Origin of the sequence: Allorhizobium pseudoryzae (assembly GCF_011046245.1) — a bacterium.
In the GTDB taxonomy this organism is placed as follows: domain Bacteria; phylum Pseudomonadota; class Alphaproteobacteria; order Rhizobiales; family Rhizobiaceae; genus Neorhizobium; species Neorhizobium pseudoryzae.
This window is the reverse complement of record NZ_CP049245.1, coordinates 38,835-58,165: the sequence shown is the minus strand read 5'-3', so window position 1 is coordinate 58,165 and position 19,331 is coordinate 38,835. Positions and strand designations below refer to the sequence as shown.

Here is a 19,331-nt window from a genome sequence, read left to right as displayed (position 1 = left end):
ACAACGACCGACGCTGATTTCTAGGCCGCGACATTCTCCTCGGCTGCATCAGGCTGCAGATCGTGCAGGAAGGTGACTGCCCTCTGCGCATGAGCCGCTGCCTGAAAAATCGCCCGCCTGTCTTCGGAAAGCACGGCGAGCCATGAGGCAAGGTACGACGCGTGATAGGGCCGTGGCTCGAGCTCCGGTACGATTCCAAGGTCGGCGCATAGGAAGCAGCTGCTGAGCTCGGCAATGAGTTCCTCGCGGGCGCGCTCGCTCTTGTCCTTGGCATAAAGGCTGAGATTGCGGCACAATCGCCCCGGGTTCGCGGTCCAGTGCGTTGCCTCATGACTCAGCGTTGCCGTGTAGGAAGCCGCATCGCGGAAGGTCTGGAACGGCGGTATCTGGATATGGTCTGTCACCGGCGAATAGTAGGCTTGCGACCCGCCATGGCGAATAATGGCGCCGGTATTGCGGAAGAAGCGATCGGCATTCTGAATCCGCTCAACCGGATCGAGAGCCGGTTCCGGACGATGGTAGTGATGGTCCGGCAGACCGTCGATCTGGTCCACATTGAACACAGAATACGCCTTCAGGAAAGGGATTTCCCGGTCGACCTCATTACCGTTGCCGTCGGTTTCCGACTTGGTGAAGCGGCTTGCGAACACCACAGTAAAGCCGTGTGTGGATGCCCCCGGTTTGGCAAGAAGAATTTTCTGACGACTGTCTGCGGATGAGGAATTCTATCGGTCGTGTGTCAGGCCTCATAATGTGGCCTGAAGTAGCCACGGGCCGGGATGCAGTTCGAAGAACAGGGTCCACATCGGTTCAGAGAGCTTGGTTGGCTCGAGCCCCGGGACTGGCTTACCCCATTCTGAGCATTGAAGTCCTTTCCGCATCGTTCCGTCAGTCGATCTTTTCACCGGGGCTCATCACCCCAGGCACTTTCCGCATTGCCGCCCAAGGGAGGCAGCGGATCACGCCATCCTGCAATTCTGCTCCCTTGTCATCATCGCCCATATAATGCGCGCCATCTTGTTGGCGAGTGCGACGGCGGCGACCATTCTCGGTTTCCGGCCGAGAATGTGGCCGAGCCAATCATCTGGAAGCACACCCTTGCGGACGATCCATCGAATAAGACTCATGGCCCCAACGATCAGTAATCTGCAAATATCGGTTTGTCCCATTTTGCTGACACCGCCCAGACGGGTCTTTCCACCCGTCGAGTGCTGTCTTGGCACGAGGCCGAGCCAGACGGCAAAGTTTCGACCGCTCTTGAAAGCACGAAGATCGGGTGCGAAGGCAAGGATCGCCCCGGCGGTCACGGGGCCCACGCCAGGAACAGTGCACAGACGTCGCATGTCTTCATTCGACTTCGTGGCCTCGCGAAGCTTCAGGCTTAGCTCGTCGATCTTTTCGCTGAGCATCCCGATCTGATCCAGGTAGAGCTGGCCGATCACTCGAACACCATCCGGCAGATCAACGGACTCCTCAGCCAGTATGCCTGCAACCGCATTGAGATTGGCAGGGCCTTGGGCAATGACTATTCCGAACTCCGCCAGATGGCCGCGCAAGGCATTGATGAGCTGGGTGCGCTGGCGCACAAAGCACTGGTGGGTGCGGAATGCTACTGCGCGTGCCTGATGCTCGGCGCTCTTGACCGCGACGTAGTGCATGTTCGGACGCAGCGCCGCCTCCGCAATCGCGGCTGCATCGGCCGCGTCATTCTTCTGGCGTTTGACGAACGGCTTCACATAGATTGGCGGGATCAGCCGTACTTCGTGGCCGTGACTACGCGCGAACCGGCCCCAGAAATGACTTGTGGCACACGCTTCCATCGCCACGATGCACGGCGACTGCTTACCCAGAAACTGCTGCAATCGAGCTCGCGACAGGACCCGGTTGAATAGAACCGCACCGCCGCGATCCGTCCCACAGGCCTGGAAGCTCCGCTTTGCAAGGTCGATCGCAAGGATATGCACCTGTGTCATCTGCCTTTCCTCCATGAGCGCCACCATGGCGCTGGGCAGGCATCATACTCCGATGCCGGCCGGAGGGGGCATCCACATGGGGTAATCGCGGGAGCCATACCCCTTCGGATTCGGGCATGATTTGGAAGGTGGCTGTTCCCCGATAAGATGAAGTACGGGCTCTCGATTGGACGCCGGGCCCAGCATCAATGGAGAACAGCCATGGACGAATATATTGGCCTCGACGTGTCAATGAAAGAGACTGCGGTCTCAATCCGCCGGGACGGGGTGCGTGTTTGGCGGGGGAAATGCGCATCAGATCCTCACGTCATTGCCGAGTTGATCCGCAAACGGGCACCCACGGTGAAACGCGTGGTGTTTCAAACGGGACCGCTCTCGGTGTGGTTCTATCATGCGCTTCGAGCCGAGGGCCTTCCTGTCATCTGCATTGATGCGCGGCAGGCTAAAGCGGCGCTCGACATGGCGACGAACAAAACGGACGCGAACGACGCCGATTGGCTGGCTCATCTAGCGGAAGTGGGTTTCTTTCGCGAAGTCCGTGTGAAGGGGTTCGACAGCATGTTAGCACGCACGCTTATCGCGGCCCGCACCCGGTTGGTCCATATGACGACCGAACTTTCCAATCAGATCCGCGGCATAATGAAGACGTTCGGCTTAGTCGTTCCGGCCGGCAAAGGAAACGTGTTCGAGAAGAACGTTCGAGATCTTGTCTCCAGCTATCATGATCTCGCCCATATCGTGCTACCGCTTCTCGATGCTTGGAAAGGTTTGCGCGCTCGCGCCGCGGACCTCGGGCGCCAGTTGGTCGCGGATGCCCGACAGAGCCAAGCCTGCCGCATCCTCATGTCCATCCCGGGCGTGGGAGCAATTACTGCAACGTCGTTCGCTACCGCCATTGAAGAGCCGGGAAACTTCAGGAAGTCTCGGTCCGTGGGCGCGTGGATCGGCCTCACCACGCGCCGCTACCAATCCGGTGAAGTCGACTATGACGGACATATATCCCGACGCGGGGACCGCCATTTGCGCGGGCTCTTATACGAAGCAGCATCGGTCATTCTCACGCGCAGTGCCAAACAGAGTTCCTTGCGAACTTGGGGCCTTCAGCTCCGGGAGAGGATCGGCTTCAAAAGAGCGGCTGTGGCTGTTGCACGAAAGCTTGCTGTCATCATGCACACCATGCTCAAGACCGGAGAGCTCTTCAATCCAACCGCCGGAGTGATCGTGGCAGCATAGAACCAAATAGGGCTCAAAACTGAGCGTTTGAAGCGTCCCTGCCGGGACGTGAGCCGAGCCATTCCGTTGATGGGCTTGCATCGCTGTCTCAGTTGAACGCGTCGTCCACATTGAAGGCTCGTCCCGCGAAGCTCCATCATGCGGCGCCTGATGTCGACCGCGAAGACAACCATGCACCCGGCAGCACCGCCTCAACGACTTCACGCTTGACGCCCAAGCTGCGATTAGACAACCCCATCAATTCAGTTCCGGCGCAACGACATGAAAAACTGCGTCGCGCAAAACCGGTTTCATGAATCGGCTGCTCGATCGAGTCATCTCTTGAGTAAGGAACAGTCTGAACAGCCAATGCGCGATCCAATCTGACACTTGCGGGATGATCGTCACCGGAATCGGCGAAGCCCGCTTGCGGGCTTCGTTCGCGCTGGCGAATAGAGCGGTACGCCGAAGGCGGACCGCGCAATCTGATCGCAACCCATTCTTCACAGAACTGAATCGATCACCAGCAAACGATTCAGAAGTCTCGTTGGACGCAGGGCGCGCTTCACGCGATTCTGGGAGAATGATCGCCCAACCCTATCACCTCTATGTCGAACGCAAGGATGCCAGTAAGAACCTGGCCCGCTTCTACGCGATGTCGATCGAGCCGAACCTGTTTGGGGAGGCATGCCTGACGCGGCGATGGGGACGGATTGGGACGAGCGGTCAGGTGAAAACCCATCAGTTCGAAAAGGAACAGGACGCGGTCGATCTCTTCCTTGATCTTCTGAGGCAAAAACGCCGCCGGGGATATCGGGCAATCGGCTGTGTCGCTTCGCAGTAAACACCCGACGATGCTGCCGCTGGCAAAAGAGAGTGTGAGGGCGGACCTTCGTCTTCTCGAACGGAGACCCTGCTGTCCACACTCCGCTATCTCGATCGGCTAACTTCCGCAAAGGACTTTCGACGGGCAATAAATTCGCGCAGAAGCGGCAAAAAGAATGCCTTGCTGAAGTGACCAAGCGGAGGCTCAGGCTCCAAATAGAATGACCGGCCTATGGTATCGCTATTGAACTCATCCAGGATGAGCCACAGCGGAAGATCTGCATCAAGACCCGCGCGTCGCTTTTCGATGGTCGGAATCTCGACGGCAAAACGATTTCGGTTTGGCATCTTTGTCGTTATCGGAAAAAACAAAACAAAATCGCCACCCGACCTCGCGATCCGCACGCCGACAGCCACAGGACGGTTCTTGCGCCCTTCCGTTTCTCCCTCGTTTGCCTCATGGCTCCACAGATATGGATATCGAACGACCGCAGCCGTCTGGACCTTGTCATATGCGCTCATCGACTCGTCTCATCAGACTGGGCGTAGACATCGACGGCCTCTTCAAATTCAGCAAACAGCTCGTCGGACATTGTCTCCAGTCTGCCTACAGAGCGACGATCCGACTGGCGCATAAGACGTTCGTAATCGTCTATGTTCAGCAACACCAATCGCGGCTTGTTGCGTTGGGTGATCGTGACAGGGTGTCGAAGTGCCTCGGCGATGATATCTCCGGATTTCCGAGAAAGGTCGCTTGTCGTGTAGGAGCCGTTCCTGCTTGTCATGTGGCCAGCCTCAATACGATTAGGGTGAAAAGGTCTCAGTGCTGTTTATACAGCATATACAGCATTGGTGTAAATAATGTATTCGTGGTCGCACGGTGGAGGGGTTGATAGAGATCACCGCCGTCAGAAAGGCGGCTCTGCCTCAGTCAGGCCCTCCATCTCGGCAGCCGCGACGATCAGCTCCGCCTGGACGATTTCGAGTTCAGCCTGTATCTGGCGACGCTCGGCGCCATCAACAGCGTTGTGCAGCTCGACCCGCAGTTCTTCGATCTGGATTTCGAGTTCGTAGGTCATCTTCGTCTCCTTGACGTTTGTGAAAGATGACAGGCGGGTCCGAGAGGGGATGGCGGGGTCAAGGATCGCATGCGCGACCGGCAGAGCCGGTGAGTGGGGGAGCCGATTTGCGTAAGCTGCCCTTGAGGGCAGGTGGAGCAAATTGGGGGGACCGCTCATCCTTGAGGCCGGCGTCGCCGCTTGGCACAATCATGCATTCTGAGCAGCTTCCCCGCTCACCGTATGCCACCAAAAAAGCCGGGCCTGGCTCGATGCCGGGTCCGGCTTTGATCTCTTGGCAGGAAGGTGGGCTCCGCCGGTGGCGGAGCCTTGTGATCCCGATCAGTCGCGGTTCGGGCGGGACCAGATGAGCTGGAGGCCTTCCTCGCCTTCGACCTCGGCGAGCGTTGCGTAGATCGGAGCAGGGAAGCTCGGATCGTCTAGCTTGACCGAGAGGTAGTCGCGGCCCTGCTCGGAGGTCTTCTGCCAGGCGGCGCCGAGTTCGACGCTTCCGGCATAGACGCGGAACTGCGGACCCTTGTCGGAGGGGTTGTCGACCCGGGCAATGCGGGCTTTGACGTTGAGGGCGAGAGTGCGAATGGAGCCGGTGAAGCCGTTCTTTTCGGAAGTGAAGGTGCCGATAGTCGCCATTGTCGTATTCCTTTTCTCGTGTTCGGGCCGCGCCCATCGCGGCCTCGATGGCAGTCGCAAAGACTGGGGACGATCGGACCGCACCCAGCCGGGGTCCCCAGCGCGCCTGCGCGTTGGGGTGGCGATTGGGCCGCAATGCAATGGAGGGCGACAAGTCGCAGATTTGTTAGTGGGAGAGGAGGAGCCCGTGAGGGATCCGGGGTAAGAAATCTTAAGCCTTGTCGTTGCGGGAAGACGATCGAGGCGCAGCCGGTCTCCGGTCAGACATGCCCCATCGAGCCCGCAGATGGGTTGCCGGAAACTCTGTCGTGAAGGGATATGGCAATGGCGCTCACCGCATTTGCCCGTGGGAAGAATGGCAACCTGGATCATGCTCCGCTTGTCCCGTCGTCGGAGCCTGCTTCGGTTGGGGAGTGGGTCATGTACAGCGGCGGTCCGGCTTGCCTGCCATGCCCGGTGCGATATCGTTGCGCTCGCGAATCGCAGCCTGGAGGAACAATGCGTCAGCAGACCAAGCCGTTCATCGTTGAGCGCAAGCCATCCCGCAAACCGAAGCCCGACACTACAAAACTGTCGATCTGGGGAAGGCTGGGTAATGACATCGCACAAGGTCTCCAAGATCAGCGTGATATGGAAGAAGCGGCCGCCACCGGTGGTGACGACCGCGCCTGACGTTCAGGCCGCAGCCTTGAAATCCGCTTCCGGCTGTAGGGAGCGCAGAAAACTGACCGCGCGCTGCGCGTGAGCCGCCGCTTGGAAGATGGCCCGCTTGTCGTTGGCAAGGACCGATAGCCAGGACTGCAGGTAGGACGCATGGTCGGACCGTGGCTCAAGCTCCGGCGCGATGCCGAGATCGGCACAAAGGAAGCAACTGCCGAGCTCAGCAATGAGCTCTTCACGGGCTCGTTCTGTCCGATCCTTTGCATAGCGCGACAGGTCACGGCCGACGCGATGTTCCGCCGCCGTCCAGTGCGTCGCCTCATGGCTGAGGACAGCTGCATACCCGGCGGCATCGCGAAACGCCTCAAAGGGCGGCATCTGGATATAGTCCATGACAGGCGAATAGTAAGCCTGATTGCCGCCGTGTCGGATGACTGCGCCCGTCGCTTTGAAGAAGCGATCGGCGCTCTCGATGCGCTCGACGGGATCACGCACCTTTGCCGGCGGAGCATAGTAGGTGTCAGGCAAACCATCGATCTGCTCGATATTGAACACTGAATACGCCTTTAGGAACGGGATTTCCAGATCCACATCGTTGCCGCTCCCGTCGGCCGCCGATTTGGTGAACCGACTGGCGAAGACCACCGTTGAGCCCGTTTCGCCCTTGCGGACGGCTCCGCCCAGTTCGAAAGCCTGCTTGAATGTCATCCACATCGAGGAGGAGAAGCCGCGCGACAACTGCTCCGACCACAGCAGGAGCACGTTCATACCGGAGTAGGGCAGGCCGTTATGGCGCACCGGCCGGGTGATACGACCACCGGTATTGGCGGCGTTCCACGGCTTGACCCAGGGGCGTACGCCCTGCTCAAGATCCTCGACGATCCTGTCGGTGATCTTCGCGTAGATATCGATACGATCAGTATCCGCTTTCTCGGCCATTTCTTCATTCTCCTTTTCTCAAGACCGCGCCTGTCGCGGTCCGTCACGGAGGTCCAAAGCAGGGGCCGATGGTGTGACCATGCACCGGAACGGCCGCAACAGCGTGGAGGACGGCGAAGCCGTTGCATGGAAGCCCGGCTCCTGCAGGACCGCCGAGCGGGGCGGGCCGCGAGAGGCGCGTCTCCAGCTTTTCCCCTCGACATGAAAAAAGCCGGCGCAATTCGGCGCCAGCCTCTGATCGAAGGAAGCGGCGGGGTCGCCCCCGCCGATGGTCTTATCCCAAGGCCGCCATCTGAGCCTCGGCCGCCTTGCGGTCGAGCGAGGCTCCGGGGTTCTCGACCGGCCGGTCGAACGGCTTCCAGGTCTCGCCGACAACCTGTTCGTAGGCGGCCACTGCTCCCTCGGCTGCCATCCGTAGCGCATGGGACTGGACACCCATGTCGGCTGCAAATTCCCGCTTGCGCTGGGCACCGCTGTCGTAGCCGACCGGACCGTCGAGATCCTCGTCGCGGGCATCGTTCGATGCCTTGGCCGTTGCGTCCCGCGCCTCGGTGACGGCGCGGGAGTAGAACTGTCCGGCGCCATGCGCCGATCCGAGGAAGGCCCCGACGATCCGTTGCAAATGAATCTGCATGGCCTTTTCGCCAAGGCCTTCGGAGAGGCTGTCGGCGGTCTCGACGATCAGCCGCTCATGCAGGCTGCGGATGCCATCGCTGTCGACGATAGCCGTGCCGAAGCTTTCGGCGATTTTGTGCGCCTGGATGGCGTCGGGGCAGGAGAGGCGGACCATTTCGAGGGTGGTCCCTCGGCGGGATTGTGCCGATCGGGCGGTGGAGCGATTGGGGGTGGCGGGCTTGGCCATGTCTGTTCCTTCCGTGGCTGCCGAAGCGGTTCCGGCCCGTGCCGGTTTGCCCTTCGATGCGGGCACTCAAGAACCGGCAAAGGACGGGCGGCTTCACAGGTCCGATCCGACTGAACAAGCAGGACAGGTTTGCGGGCCAGCAGGGCTTGACCTGAGCAGACCGCGGGCCTGGCCTCGCGCCGGGAGGTTGAATCGGCCGCTCCGCGGCGCGCCAGCGGCCTTGAAACGACCGGCCGCCGGTTCAGACCGCAACGAAAAGAAGGGCAGTCCAGCACGGGTCCGATATCAGATGCACGCCCACGAGGGACGATATGACCAAGCCCGCCACCCTGGGAGATGTCGTGGCTACAAGATGACCAGATGCCATCCAGCGCACAGCCCATTCGACGTCCACCTACCCCGCCACCGACGAAAACGACGCATCACCGCAATGCTCGAGCGCGTCGATGATCTGCTCCTGCACCGCCAGCCTTGATGCGAGCGTGTCGAGTTCGCCCCACCGATCGAAAGCCAGGCGATCGGCCAGCTCTTGATGGTAAAGACGGAGACCAGACCGACGGCGCGCCCGGCACCGGACCTTCACGGTGATCGCCTGCCGCCCGGCACGCGCTGCAATTTGCCGGGTCAGACAATTGAGATGCTGCAGGGTCTCACGCCGGGCGCCTATTGCCTTGTCCAGCGGCTTTGGAGCGAGGATGTCGATCATGACCCATCCTCCTGACTTCGCCAGCCGATGAAGGAGGACGGCCCTTGATATTCGGCATGACGGACGGGATCGATGACGAATCCGAACCGACCACGCCCGGCATACTCGTCGCTCGGCACCAGGAAGCGACGCTCATCGTCGTCAGTTCGTCGGTTGCCGCCGACGACGGCCACGACCTCGGTCATGTCTGGGTGATGCTCGGAGAAGATCGCCGAGGTGACGACGTGGTCTGCCGCATAGCGTTGATCAAACGCGCAGCGATCCTTGATCCAGCTTTCGCCTTCGGTCAGCTTGGCGCTGTGGATCGCCTCCCATTCATCCGGCCAGGTATTGCGAATGGTCTTTTCCGCCGCGGCCCGCTCGTGAGCAGTGAACAGCTCCGGAAAGCTGAGCGCCACGATCGCCCATTCGCAATCCTCCTCGTACCAGGGGGTGTCTTTGCGCAGCAACGAATGGACTTTGCTATTGCGGTCGGCGGAGAGGTGAAAACCGCCATGGCCGGCCGTGCTATGGGCAACGACACCATCGGCATAGATGACCGCCACCTGCGATCCGCCCCAAGGTGTGCTTGCCGATATGCGCGTCTGAACGCGGTTCAGCGCAGCGAGGTCCCGTTTGTGACCAGCCGTGTCGGCGACACGCGCTCGAAACTCGGCCTCGTCGGCCAGCCGGCCGTCGTGCCCGATGAAATCGGCGCGGGTCAGCTGAGCGAGCGGCCGGCGAACGAAGGCTGCGCTTGCGAGGAATGCGAAGCCGCTTGGCGACATGACCATGGCGAGGACCAAGTCATCGATGCGGGCAACGGGAATTCCGTCCGCGCTTGTGGCAAACTCCACCCCCGAAAGATCGGGGGTGGGTGTTGCCGAGCTTGACTTGAGGGCGGCGGTCATGCGGCCGCCCTCTGATCGAAATCCTGGTCGTGGCCATCGGCGACCTCGGCGTCGTGCAGATCATCCTGACCCGCCTCCTCTTCGCCCGGCCTCTCATGCTCTTCAGCCGAGGCGCCAACATTGCCGTCCTCGTCATCCTGGGAGCCCGTACCGATGACGTCAACGGTAGCACCTGCGCGAATCCAGTCGAGCAGTTCGTCGGCCGGCGGAGCGAAGCGACCGGAAGGATGGACGAAGTGTTCGGTCGCAAAATGCTCGACGAGCGCTGCGCGGGTTTCGCGCACCTTCTGCCGTGGCTGAACCGATGCTTCGGCGCACGACGCTTCCAGCGCTTCGCGCGACAGGCACAAGAGGAAATCTTCCGAGCCCATATTCGGGAGGAATTCATCAGCACCGATCGCCTCGCCTGCGATGCGCGCGATCATCCCGCTATTCGACATGCCGCGGCGGCACGAGAGCACATCGATCAGCACGGAGCGAACGGCACCGCGTAGTGTATCCCGATCGAAAGCGAGCTTGCCATGCTCGTCGAACAACCCGACGGCATGCCGCGAGAAGCGCTTGCCGCCATAGAAGGTCCCGTCTGCGCCGGAGTCGACGCGGACGTTCTGTCCCGCGAAGGCCAGCACCATCAGCGCCATCAGCATGTCGTCCTCGATCGGCGCGCGACCGAGCGCATCGTGGAGCGCATCCGTGCGATAGTCGCCGATCATGTCGAGGCCCTTCTGCGTAACGTCTGGCCGCGCCTTCGGTGCCGCGACTGCATCAGCATCATCGTCACCGGTGACCGGTCCGTGGCCACCAGCGTCCTTCGGTTTCGCCGCCTCCGGCATCCGGTAATGCACCGTCTGCACCTTGCCATCACGATCGAGATAAATCGCCGTGTGGTCCGACTTGGACGGCTTGCCGTAGACCTGAGAAGCCTTCTTCGGCAGTTCCGGCTGGCCCCAGCTGTTGACCTCGACGATCCCGCCCTTCTTCGGCAGGTTGCTCGTCATCCACTCATGTTGCGCACCGAGAAATCCCTCGACATTGGTGGTGTAGCGGCCGTCCTGATCAGCCGGCGCGAAGAGATCCTCGACCCATTCGATCCCGTAGGCTTGAGCAAGATCGTCGCCAAAGCTCGCATCCTTGGCGTACATGCGCTTCTTGGTCAGCGCGTTGGCGATCTGCCACCAGGGCGCGGTATCACCCTTCTTAGGTTTGTGGGCTTTCCAGACCTCCTTCTGGTCGACCTGGCCGGCAGCCGCGATGACGCGCAACTGCTGCTCGGACGGCATGTCGCCCAGCGCCATCTGTTCGAGCATGGCCGGCAGGACGGTGGCGAGCAGGCGCAGCTTGCGGATCTGGCGGACGGGGAGGGCAAGAGCAACCGCGATCGCTTCCTCGGTCCAGCCGAGAGCAACCAGCCGTTCGATACCGCGCCACTGGTCAACCGGGTTAAGAGCCTCGCGAACGCTGTTCTCGACCATGGACCGCATCGCGCCGTTATCGTTGGCAGCGTCTGCGACGAGGATCTCGATTTCTTCGAGACCGGCGGCGATAGCGAGCCGGACGCGACGATGGCCAGCGTCGATGATATAGCCGTTTCCGCCATCCATTTCGGGTGCAACCACTGGCGGCTGGACGATGCCGACCGCCTTGATCGTCGCCAGCATTAGCGCATCTGCCTGCGGTGACGACTTCGACTGGCGCATCCGGTCGGGGTTTTCCTTCAGAGCGCGCGGGTCAACCTTCATGATCTGCATGGGATCTGTCCTTTCGGGGTTCCGGACCAGCGCCTTGCCAGCCCTTCCTGTCTTCATTTTTCTCGAAGACACCTCCCGGACCGCTGAGCGACCGGACTGCCGCAACTGCGGCCGAGCATCACTGGTGCGCAGGACAAGCGGGGCTAACAGCCCTGCGAAGGACAAGCGGCCGGGATCGCGCAGGCGGCGGTTGAGCGACAGCATCGGCAGGAGGACCGATCTGCGACCGGTTCACATTCCTGCTTTTCTTTCTCAATCCCCTCTTATCAATTCGAGCCGGCGCTCGGAGAGGAGACTGCTGGCGGTAGGCATACTTCGAGGAGAGGACTATGTTCGACGTCCGAGAAGGGCGAGACCATCTGCGAGCATTCGCTTCAGGATCATCTTCCTGCTTTCCGGTGCAGCAGGACCGGCTTCGGCGGTAGCAACAGCATCAGGCGGTGGATCGGCGGCCTCGGATGGCGAGACCGGCAGAGGCTCTTCTGCCACTGCGGCGACAACGACGTGCGTGATTGTCGTCTCATCCGATTTCACCGCGACGGTAACCTGTCCTCCGGAGCGGAGGCGGTCGACGCCCGTTTGAGCGGCCTCCTGCTCGTCTTGAGCTTCCACCAGCGATGTCTGCGTCACGAGAAAAAATGGCATGTGTTCCCACGAAGTTTTTTACGCAGATCTCATTCGCAAAGGTGGCACGGTCAAGGTGCAGCACCGCATTTGCGGTCGCATCGGAGACAAAAAAGGCGCTCGACCCGTAAGGGGAGCGCCTTCTTCTGTATCCCGGGACAATGTCAAACGCCGCGGCGATTGCAGCGAGCAGGACATCGTCTCATCGGGAAGTGATGCCCAGATATTATTGACGAAGGGCAATTTCAAGTCTCGAATTGGATCATCAACTGATAGACCTCGACGCCCATCAGGAATGCCAGGCGAAACAAAATGAGCACAACACCCGAGACCCGGAGAGCCATCGCGCAACGGGCAATCGATCGGGCAACAACGCGCGGCGTGCCGATCGACAGGGATGCCGCCTTCCTAACCTTGCTGGAGGAATGGATCTGCGGAGATATCGATATGAAGGCGATGCGGGAACGATACCTCGATATAATTGCCCTTCGGACCAGTCAGCGGCGGGACCGCGCATAAGCCGTTTCGGCATAAATCGCTCGGTATTGTCCGACGATGGTCAAAAAATCCAATCAGCTTGACCCTGCGAAGGAGAGGTGCGGAATGACCGTAGACTATTCCGCTGGCTGGGATGCAGTCTCTGACCAGTTCATGGCTATACGATCGAAGGTCGGCACGGCGCTGGTTCTAGAGTGGGCCAGGGATCACCTCCCTCGGTCGGCTCCAATCTTGGACATAGGATGCGGCTCCGGTGTGCCAATCGCCCAAGCGCTGGTGAACGATGGATTTTCGGTATGGGGTGTCGATGCATCGCCTTCGCTGATTGCGGCTTATCGGCGTAATCTTCCGGACATGGCCGCCGTCTGCGAACCGGCGCAGAACAGCACCTTCTTCGACCGGACCTTTCTGGGTGTTATGTCGATTGGGCTCCTCTTTCTGCTCGACGAGGACGACCAGAGGAAACTCCTCACTAATGCGGCGAATCTGCTCGAACCGGGCGGTCGTTTCCTGTTCAGCGCTCCTCGCGAGGCTTGCCGCTGGAGAGATATGTTGACTGATCGTATCTCAATGTCGCTGGGGGAAGAGGCTTATGCTGCGCATCTTGCCAGCATGGGGCTGCGATTAAACGGATGCCGTTCCGACGAAGGCGGGAACAACTATTACGAAGCGGTCAGGCTTATTGAGTTTTGACGCGAGGGAAGTGGAGAACAAAAAAAGGGCCGCCGGCAAAAGCCGCGGCCCATGAAGTGTGGAGATCTATAACCTCCAGAGGGGAACAGCTGCTGCGACGGAACTGGGAGGTGACCGTCATGTGCATCAGCTGGAGGCGTTATGCCTGATTTTTGACCAACTGGAAAACATTTGTTGTGCAACGCAGCTATGCAGCCGCCGCGACGGTCTCGCTGTCTAGATCTGCCGCCAGTTGAGCCTCGATTGCTCGCAGCCTCAGCCGCTTTTCCTTGAGGTCGTCTGCGAAGGCGAAAGCGCCTCCGTCTCGGGAACGGTAGGAAACCAACCGTCGCTCGGCGTCTTCAAGCCGCCGGCGATACTGGCGCTGTTCCTCGTCGAAGCTGCCGAGTGCGTATTCCAGCCTCGAGATGGCACCGAGCGGTGTCACAGTGATCGCTAGATCGATCTCGTAATCTGCGCCGGTGCGCTGGAGCAGTGTTTCATAACGATACCCATCGCCCTTGCCAAAGCGCTCCCCGTCATAGACCAGATCGAAGCCACCGATCGTTGCCAGATGCACCTCGCCTTGCTTCTGAAGCTGCAGAAGCGTGAGGATCTCTTTCATCAACGTCCGGCCAGCCTCCTTGCGCTCGGTATAGTCTTGTCCAAGCACCATCATCGTAAAGGCATCGCCGCCTGTCGGCCTGAGACGCCCGATATCCTGGCCGATCTCGGCGATACGCCGGGTTGAGACCTCCATCTCACGCTCTGCATCCCGCATCTGCCGACGGACAGCATATTGATCGTCCTCATGAGCGGCGCGCAACCGTTCGAGCCGCGCGATGTCAGCTTCCAGCCCGGCCTTTTGCATCAGCCGATCGTCGCCGGATGCGATGGCCTTGGCCATGGCGAACTGATTGGCCGCGCCTTCGCCGACATCTTCGAGCCGCCGTATCGAGGTGTCGCCGGAAAGTGCGGCCGCGATGAACCGGGCCTTGCGCTCATTGTTCTGCCACATGCTGGCGTCGAGCGAACCCTCAGTGGCATAGGCGAAGATATCGACTTCGTCGTGCTGATTACCCTGACGAACAATCCGGCCCTCACGCTGTTCGATCTGCGATGGCAGCCATGGCACATCGAGATGATGGAGCGCCTTCAGGCGAAGCTGGGCATTGACGCCCGTTCCCATCGTCTCCGACGAACCAATCAGAAAGCGCACCTTGCCGGCGCGGACATCGCCGAACAACCGTTGCTTGGCTTCGGTCTTCTTGTAGTCCTGCATGAAGGCGATCTGTGATGCCGGCACGCCGAGCCGGACCAGTTCGTCGCGGATAAAGCGATAGGCCGAGAAGCCACGGGTCTTTTCGACATTAATCGTGCCGAGATCCGAGAAGATCATCTGGGCGGCGCCTGGCAGATCAAACTCCCTGCCGTCGGGGCGCCGATAGATGGCCTCGCCGGTCTCCGTCCATATCCGGTGGGCATTGCGTACGAGCAGATTGAGCTTGTTGTCCGCCTCGTTCTCGGCCGCCGGCATGACGAAGCGCAGGTCGATCGCGGCGTGGCGGCCATCGGTGATGACCGAGAGCAGAATGTCGTCGCCAGGCTTGGCCGGCCCCTCACGTTTTTCAATCGCCTTGATCCTGGTGTCGAGAATTTGCTGATAGGTCTTGAACAGGGCGGTCGGCTTGGCCGTCAGGATCTGCCGGCGCCCGGTCGAGATATCAGGCACCTTCACATATTGCCGGAGATCCTCCGGCATCACCACGTCGGCGAAGGCACGGAACATGGCGATCAGCTCCGGCACATTGACGAAGGAGGCAAAGCGGCTGACGGGCTTGTATTTACCGGAGGGCTGGATTTCAAGTTCGGTCGTCGTATCACCGAAGCACGAGGCCCAGGCATCGAATTCGTGCAGTCCTCGCTCGGCAAGTGCCTCGTGACCGAGCAGGCGCTGGATCGAAAACATCTCGCCGAGCGTGTTGGTGATCGGGGTACCCGAGGCCAGCACCAGGGACCGGCCGGGATTCTTCGTCTCGATATAGCGGGACTTCATATAGAGATCCCAGGCACGCTGCGAGCCGTTCGGATCGATGCCCTTCAGCGTCGACATATTGGTGGCGAAGGACAGTTTTCGGAATTCCTGCGCCTCGTCGACGACAATCTGGTCGACGCCGATTTCCGAAATCGTCAGCAGATCGTCCTTGCGAGTGGAGAGAGCTTCCAACCGCTCCTGCAATCCTTCCTTCAGCCGCTCGAGGCGCTTGCGCGAGACGCGATCCTCGCTGTCGACCTTGCAAGCCAAATCCTCGTAAAGCTGCAGTTCATCCTGGATCATTTGTTGTTCGAATGCAGAAGGCACGGCGATGAAGCGAAACGCCGAATGGGTGATGATGATCGCATCCCAGGTCGCGGTCGCTGCGCGCGACAGGAACCGTGCGCGCTTGTCCTTCGTAAAATTGGTCTCGTCGGCAACCAGAATGCGGGCATTCGGATAGAGCGCCAGGAACTCGCGGGCCGCCTGCGCCAGGCAATGGCCGGGCACGACCAACATCGCCTTGGCGATCAGGCCGAGCCGGCGCTGTTCCATGATGGCGGCCGCCATGGTCATCGTCTTGCCGGCGCCGACGGCATGGGCAAGATAGGTGGAGCCATCGGCGATGATCCGCCAGATGCCGCGTTTCTGGTGCCCGTAAAGAACGAAGGCGCCTGAGGCGCCGGGAAGTTTGAGATGGGAGCCGTCGAATTTGCGAGGCGCGATATTGTTGAAACGGTCATTGTAGTCGCGGGCCAGCCGATCGGTGCGATCGAGGTCGGTCCAGACCCAGTCCTGAAACGCCTGCTTGATCCTTTGAAGCTTGTCACGGGCTGCTTCGGTATCGACGACGTTGAGCACCCGACGCTCGCTATGGGCGTCCTTGAACACATCGAAGATCTGCGGCACCCGGCTGTTGAGAGCATCGGCGAGCAGATCGCCGGCATGGCGGCGGCTGGTGCCCCATTCAGATGTGCCGGCGGCGCTGTAGCCAAGCTGTCGGGCCTCCACCGTCCAGGACCCGAGCTCTGGCATATGATGGATGCGGATATCGGCCTCCATCTTCTCTTTCACGAAGGCCACGACATCGGCGGCCGGGATCCATGGAGCGCCGAGACGCGCGGTGATGTCGGAGGGTCGAAGGTCGGCCGGCTGGACGTCAGTCAGGGCGCGGACGTTGCGCGCATAGTTTGGATCTAGCTCGGCTGCCGACTGTGCGGCGGCGAGCTTGGTGCGCACCGTGCCGGAGAGATACCCGTCGGCTGTCTGCCACGATCCATCGGCCGGGTCCCGGAAGATGGCGTCACCCAGCTCCTCGACCACATCAGCCGGATCGCTGTGCAACAGCTCGGCGATATGCTCGATATCGACATGGCCGCGTTCGTTCAGCACGACGGCGAGTGCATCTGCCGGCGACGTGATGGTTGGCGCCGCCGGCGGCGCAATCACGCGTTCGGAAAAGATCGGACCGGGCTTCGCCGTGTCGGTCTCCGGATCGTAGTCCTCGATCGACGCCACCAACCAGCAGTCCGGGTCGTCCCGGAAGGGTGCAAGGTTTGGCTGGCGATGGGTTTCCTTGACCTCCCCGGTCTCGGCATCTTCCTGGATCGAAACGGTGGTGTGGTTGACCGGCCCGAAGTCGCGGACAAAACTCGACCAGGCGATGCGCAGCCGAACCTGATGATCCCGCCAGGGACGATCGGTTTCCTGCGCTTTCAGCACCTCACGGACGGCATCGCGGATCGGGATGAGTTTGCTGATGATCCGGACGTGCTTTTCCGAGATGCCGTCTCCGGTGCGGCCCTTGCGGACCGTGACCGGCGCGGCCGCGCCGTCGAGCATCTGCATCAAGCCCTTGGAGCGGTTGAGGAAGAAGCTGCCCTCGCGGACAGGCCCGCCCTTAGGCTGCAGATCGACGATCTCGCCAAGCTCATCTTCGAGATCGATGTCGATCGGCGTCGGCTCTCCGTCGTAGAGATCGGCCGGCAGAAGTTCGATGGCGGCCGTAAGGGAAGCTTCGAGATCCTCGCCATCGCGCGACCGGCAGGTATAAGCCTCGCCGAACGGGCCGGAGGTCAGCGCGTGTGTGCCGAGCACGAAGTCCGGATGCCGACCAAACCAGCGATTGACCCTGATTGCGCCTGCGTCCTCGGTGGCCGGCCTGATCTCATCGACTTCGAGCCACAGCTGATTTCCCTCCGGCTCTCCGGCCTTCCGCTTGCGGAAGAAGAGGATGTCAACGACGACTTCAGTACCGGCATCCCGGCGAAAGCTGCCCTCGGGCATGCGGATTGCTGCGATCAGATCGGCGGACTTCGCGATATGCTCGCGTGCCGTCGTATCAGCCTTGTCCATCGTGCCATGTGAGGTCACGAAGGCGGCAAGCGCGCCGGGCTTCAGGAGATCAATCGACCGGGCGATGAAGTAGTCGTGCAGGCGAAGGCCGAGCGCCCGATAGGCGCGGTCTGAGCGGACGGTGCGATCGGAGAAGGGCGGGTTGCCGATGGCGAGATCGTAGATCGGCACCAGATCGGTGCGGGCAAAGTCGCCGTTGATGATGCGAGCTTTCGGCTGAAGCAGGCGGACAATGCGGGCCGTAACCGGATCGAGCTCGATCCCGGTGACATAGGCAGCTTCGCGATAGGGCTCCGGCATGAGGGCTGGAAAAAGACCTGTGCCTACGCCCGGTTCCAGCACACGGCCGCCGCGCCAGCCGAGCCTTCGAACCCCCGTCCAGATTGCCCGGATGATGAACTCGGGAGTGAAGTGGGCATACTGGGTGCAGCGCGCGAGCAACGCATAGTCGGCTTCAGAGACCGCAGTTTCGAGCGACGAGCCGAGGTCGCCCCATCCCTGCCGGAAATCGACCTCGCCCGGCCTACGGAACATACCATTGGCCAGTTCGCCGGCGCCGAAGCCGGTAAAGCGGATCATCTGTGCCTGCTCCTTGGGCGTGGCCGGTCGTTCCTGCTTCGCAATACCGTCGGCGACAAGGATCGCCGCGACATTGGCGCGGGCACGATCCTTCCAGGAGGCGGCCAGCCCGCGGTCGCCGTCGAGATGGAAGTTTGCCCGAAGCCTCGCGCGCCGGGCAGGCGTTTCAGTGGCGGGGAGGGCGGGTGCTGGCGCCGGCGGCAGGGGATCTGGATCGTCGTCATTGGCGGCATTAGGCGAGAACCCGCCGAACGCTGTCACGCCAAGCCCGAGGCCGGCGACAAGCACATTCGAGCCGAACATGTCGAGCGTGAAGGGATCGTTGCTCATGGGAAAGCTCCTTGAAATGAGGGCGAGCGCCATCGCTCAGCCACGGAGAAGGCCGCTTAGGGCGCGAAATTTGCGAATGATGATCCGGCTCAGGCGGCCAGCAATGCGGGGAGGTGGCGCAAATGCACCGGCAGTTTTGCCGCGATCTCGTCGTCAGACAGGGTGTCGAGCAGTTTCAGGAACGTGCCTTCACTGCCACCGTAGAGCATCACCGTACGATGGCCCTGCATCGCCGTCGGCCAGCGGTCGCCGGCATAGCCACGATAGTCATCGGTCGTCGTGCTCCAGATGTGCTCAAGCCGTTCTTCGCGGCTCATCGCCCGGTCTGGTCGGGTTTCCCGATCAAGGATCGAGATGCGCATGGTCTCGACCGATTTCGGATCGGAAAGGTCGCAGTAGGTGTGGAAATAGCGGACGGCGTCATCGATCCGAAGCGCGTAGAAGACCGAGGTGACAGAACCGGTCATGAATTCGCGCATAGCAAAGATCGGCCCCCGCATCCAAAGCGGCGGCAGGATGTCGAGCATATAGCTGTAGGAGATCTCGTCGATCTCGAACCATTCGCCGGCATAGTTGGCCGACCGATCACTTTCAAAACGATCTGGGCGCTTGGCGTGCCGGTCGAACATCCGGAACATGTCGGTGCGTTTGGCCACACCCTGAAACACTTTGCGGGGGAGGGATATCGAGGTCATCAGCCTGGTCCTTTCGGGG

Annotated in this window: 17 protein-coding genes and 1 pseudogene; 4 read left to right on the top strand and 14 right to left on the bottom strand. The window is 60.9% G+C overall.

What is annotated here, in order from left to right; translation table 11 throughout:
• Positions 1 to 20: 20 nt before the first annotated feature.
• Together G6N78_RS24875 and G6N78_RS24870 are read right to left on the bottom strand one after the other, a co-directional pair.
• Positions 21 to 662, bottom strand: a pseudogene (locus G6N78_RS24875) (ArdC family protein); the annotation flags it as partial.
• Positions 663 to 959: 297 nt separating this feature from the next.
• Positions 960 to 1,973, bottom strand: coding sequence for an IS110 family RNA-guided transposase (locus G6N78_RS24870; RefSeq protein ID WP_165225620.1), 1,014 nt, complete (start codon positions 1,971 to 1,973; stop codon positions 960 to 962).
• A gap of 201 nt (positions 1,974 to 2,174) precedes the next feature.
• On the opposite strand from G6N78_RS24870, the gene G6N78_RS24865 reads away from it, so the two are divergent.
• Together G6N78_RS24865 and G6N78_RS26010 are read left to right on the top strand one after the other, a co-directional pair.
• Positions 2,175 to 3,206, top strand: a complete 1,032-nt coding sequence (locus G6N78_RS24865) for an IS110 family RNA-guided transposase (protein WP_165225617.1) — start codon at positions 2,175 to 2,177, stop codon at positions 3,204 to 3,206.
• 376 nt (positions 3,207 to 3,582) lie between these two features.
• The gene (locus tag G6N78_RS26010; RefSeq protein ID WP_306416233.1) at positions 3,583 to 4,029 is read left to right on the top strand and encodes a WGR domain-containing protein; all 447 of its coding nucleotides are present in this window, start codon (positions 3,583 to 3,585) and stop codon (positions 4,027 to 4,029) included.
• 86 nt (positions 4,030 to 4,115) lie between these two features.
• Here the strand turns inward: G6N78_RS26010 and G6N78_RS24855 are convergent, their stop codons facing one another.
• The 4 genes from G6N78_RS24855 to G6N78_RS24840 all read right to left on the bottom strand — a co-directional run bounded on the left by G6N78_RS24855 (position 4,116) and on the right by G6N78_RS24840 (position 5,719).
• A complete protein-coding gene (locus G6N78_RS24855) occupies positions 4,116 to 4,532 on the bottom strand; it encodes a hypothetical protein (protein WP_165225614.1) in 417 nt (138 codons plus the stop codon).
• Positions 4,529 to 4,795, bottom strand: a complete 267-nt coding sequence (locus G6N78_RS24850; protein WP_149747991.1) for a type II toxin-antitoxin system prevent-host-death family antitoxin — start codon at positions 4,793 to 4,795, stop codon at positions 4,529 to 4,531. The genes G6N78_RS24855 and G6N78_RS24850 overlap by 4 nt, the downstream gene beginning before the upstream one ends.
• A gap of 123 nt (positions 4,796 to 4,918) precedes the next feature.
• On the bottom strand, positions 4,919 to 5,089 hold the full coding sequence (locus tag G6N78_RS24845) for a hypothetical protein (RefSeq protein ID WP_165225611.1): 171 nt from the start codon (positions 5,087 to 5,089) through the stop codon (positions 4,919 to 4,921).
• Positions 5,090 to 5,410: 321 nt separating this feature from the next.
• Positions 5,411 to 5,719, bottom strand: coding sequence for a DUF736 domain-containing protein (locus G6N78_RS24840; protein WP_113462179.1), 309 nt, complete (start codon positions 5,717 to 5,719; stop codon positions 5,411 to 5,413).
• A gap of 498 nt (positions 5,720 to 6,217) precedes the next feature.
• On the opposite strand from G6N78_RS24840, the gene G6N78_RS24835 reads away from it, so the two are divergent.
• Positions 6,218 to 6,391, top strand: coding sequence for a hypothetical protein (locus tag G6N78_RS24835; protein WP_165225608.1), 174 nt, complete (start codon positions 6,218 to 6,220; stop codon positions 6,389 to 6,391).
• Positions 6,392 to 6,394: 3 nt separating this feature from the next.
• Here the strand turns inward: G6N78_RS24835 and G6N78_RS24830 are convergent, their stop codons facing one another.
• The 6 genes from G6N78_RS24830 to G6N78_RS24805 form a co-directional block, all read right to left on the bottom strand.
• Positions 6,395 to 7,318, bottom strand: a complete 924-nt coding sequence (locus G6N78_RS24830) for an ArdC family protein (protein WP_165225605.1) — start codon at positions 7,316 to 7,318, stop codon at positions 6,395 to 6,397.
• Between the two features lie 274 nt (positions 7,319 to 7,592).
• Entirely contained in the window at positions 7,593 to 8,180 is a 588-nt protein-coding gene (locus G6N78_RS24825) for a hypothetical protein (RefSeq protein ID WP_165225602.1), read from the bottom strand.
• 394 nt (positions 8,181 to 8,574) lie between these two features.
• Positions 8,575 to 8,886 carry a hypothetical protein gene (locus tag G6N78_RS24820; protein WP_165225600.1) on the bottom strand — a complete coding sequence of 104 codons (312 nt, stop codon included), beginning with the start codon at positions 8,884 to 8,886 and terminating at the stop codon, positions 8,575 to 8,577.
• Positions 8,883 to 9,776, bottom strand: coding sequence for a DUF7007 domain-containing protein (locus tag G6N78_RS24815; RefSeq protein WP_165225598.1), 894 nt, complete (start codon positions 9,774 to 9,776; stop codon positions 8,883 to 8,885). The genes G6N78_RS24820 and G6N78_RS24815 overlap by 4 nt, the downstream gene beginning before the upstream one ends.
• Positions 9,773 to 11,524 (bottom strand): ParB N-terminal domain-containing protein, encoded by a 1,752-nt coding sequence (locus G6N78_RS24810; protein ID WP_165225596.1) that lies wholly within the window; start codon positions 11,522 to 11,524, stop codon positions 9,773 to 9,775. The genes G6N78_RS24815 and G6N78_RS24810 overlap by 4 nt, the downstream gene beginning before the upstream one ends.
• Before the next feature lie 327 nt (positions 11,525 to 11,851).
• On the bottom strand, positions 11,852 to 12,169 hold the full coding sequence (locus G6N78_RS24805; RefSeq protein ID WP_165225594.1) for a hypothetical protein: 318 nt from the start codon (positions 12,167 to 12,169) through the stop codon (positions 11,852 to 11,854).
• 582 nt (positions 12,170 to 12,751) lie between these two features.
• Between G6N78_RS24805 and G6N78_RS24800 the strand changes: the two genes are divergently transcribed.
• Positions 12,752 to 13,339, top strand: coding sequence for a class I SAM-dependent methyltransferase (locus G6N78_RS24800; RefSeq protein WP_165225591.1), 588 nt, complete (start codon positions 12,752 to 12,754; stop codon positions 13,337 to 13,339).
• A gap of 187 nt (positions 13,340 to 13,526) precedes the next feature.
• Here G6N78_RS24800 and G6N78_RS24795 read toward each other — a convergent pair whose 3' ends face one another.
• Entirely contained in the window at positions 13,527 to 18,617 is a 5,091-nt protein-coding gene (locus G6N78_RS24795) for a helicase-like domain-containing protein (RefSeq protein WP_165225588.1), read from the bottom strand.
• An 89-nt stretch (positions 18,618 to 18,706) separates the two neighbouring features.
• Entirely contained in the window at positions 18,707 to 19,312 is a 606-nt protein-coding gene (locus G6N78_RS24790; RefSeq protein ID WP_165225585.1) for a DUF1419 domain-containing protein, read from the bottom strand.
• Positions 19,313 to 19,331: the final 19 nt, after the last annotated feature.